Below are 1,979 nucleotides of genomic sequence, written 5' to 3' on the forward strand. Positions count from 1 at the left end.
CAAATATAAATGAGAAGACAGCCTTTTTGAATACGGTCGATTATTTACTGCTTACCAATCTGCCACTAAAACAGGTGAATCAAATCAATACGCAGATACCACTTTGATTGCGATGGGTGATTCAATCACTGTTGGTTATAACGGCAAATACAATACTGCTACTCCTTATCCTGAACAAGTTAAAAATATATTAGGTGCTAAAGCCGTTAATTCTCAATATGCGGTGTCAGGTACAATGATGGGCGGAACTAGTATAAACGATTTTATGCAAGAAATGGCGCGATTGTCAACTAATACAGAGTTATTATCAACTAATAATATTATTACGGTTGAGTATGGGATTAACGATTTAAACTATAGTAGTAAGTCGTTGGTTTCTTTGCAACAAACTATGTTAGCAACAATTAACGGCTTACTGGATAAGAAACCAGATGCTAAGATCTATGGTATTTTGCCATTAGCTGCGTTTAAATTAGGGACATTAGATACTTTGGGGCAAGGAGGATATTCTGAAAACGACTTGCTAGACGCTGAGGCAGCAATTTATACTAGCTTTAATATTCCGTACCTTGATTGGCGTGATGATCCGATTGTGACGGATGATAATTATCAGACAACATTAGCAGCAGACCATGTCCATCCAACCGATGCCACATATGCGGTTATTAGTCAACGAGTTGCTAAATTTATTGAAAATCATCCAATGATCACTGTGCAGTTACATAAATCAACTTTTGTACCATTGAACCATGTTCACTTAGGTTGGCAACACGATGTAAATAATGGTAATGAATATTATTATAATGGCCAAGATAAGAATGATATAAAGTATGGCAGCAAATATACTGGTATTTTAATGACGGTAAAAGGAGCCTATTACTTTTCTCCCGTCACTGGTGCACAGTTAAAAAACCAACTTGTTACTGACCCAACAACAGGAGATATTTATTTATTGGATAATGATGGTTTGGCTAAATCTGGTTTACAGACAGTTGCTGGTGCCACTTACTATTTTGATTCTAAAACATATTGTGCAGTCAGAAATCAAATCGTGGAGACTGATCAAGGGACATTCTTCTTTGGTGACCAAGGAAAGCAGCAAGCTGGCGGCTTATATACGTTGGACAATAAATTATATTATATGGGTAATGATTTTAAAAATGTGCGTAACACTTATTTAAATACAACTAAAGGTTGGCTGTTATTTGGTGCTGATGGCGCTGCTGTTAGTGGTGTTCAAAAATGGGCTGGTAGCTATTACTATTTTGATCCTGTTACACATTTAAAACAGACCAATGCAGTTTTACAGTCAAGTTGGGGTGATTGGTATGGATTTGGTAATGATGGGCGTGCGGTAACGGGCGTTCAAAAAATTGGTAATACCTATTATGATTTTGAATCTGGTACTTACCGCATGATTCGCAATAGTTACGCTCGTTCACAATGGGGCGACATGTACCTTTTTGGTAATGATGGGAAAATCGCGACTGGCGTTCAAAAATGGGCGGGAACCTATTATTACTTTGATGACAATACTTATTTGCGCCGTGATAATGGTTATCTACGTTCTCAATGGGGTGATATGTATTTATTTGGTAATGATGGTCGTATTCAGACTGATGTCCAAAAGTGGGCGGGGACTTATTACTATTTTGACCATAATACCTACTTACGGCGAGATAATGCCTATTTAAAATCAAATTGGGGTTCCTATTATTTATTTGGTAATGATGGTCGTATACAAACTGGTGTTCAAAAATGGGCAGGGACTTACTATTACTTTGATGATAATACTTATTTACGGCGAGATAATGCCTATCTACGCTCACAATGGGGCGATATGTATTTATTTGGTGCTTCGGGGAGAATTGTTTCTGGTTGGGCTAATTGGGCTGGTAGCCTATATTATTTTGATCCACAAACATTTATGGCTCTATACTTTATCCTGTTGATAGATTGCTCAAAGTGGTAATCTATTA

General features: G+C 37.2%; 1 protein-coding gene. It reads left to right on the forward strand.

Annotated elements, in window-relative coordinates; all coding sequences use genetic code 11:
• Positions 1-112: 112 nt before the first annotated feature.
• Positions 113-1,972 carry a GDSL-type esterase/lipase family protein gene (locus tag EKM80_RS14735; protein ID WP_225418905.1) on the forward strand — a complete coding sequence of 620 codons (1,860 nt, stop codon included), beginning with the start codon at positions 113-115 and terminating at the stop codon, positions 1,970-1,972.
• Positions 1,973-1,979 lie beyond the last annotated feature (7 nt).

The organism is Loigolactobacillus jiayinensis (assembly GCF_003946445.1).
GTDB classification, from domain to species: domain Bacteria; phylum Bacillota; class Bacilli; order Lactobacillales; family Lactobacillaceae; genus Loigolactobacillus; species Loigolactobacillus jiayinensis.

Bases quoted from the DNA above. Each gene is read 5' to 3' on its own strand.
- EKM80_RS14735 (WP_225418905.1), top strand. From the start codon at position 113: ATGGGTGATTCAATCACTGTTGGTTATAACGGCAAATACAATACTGCT.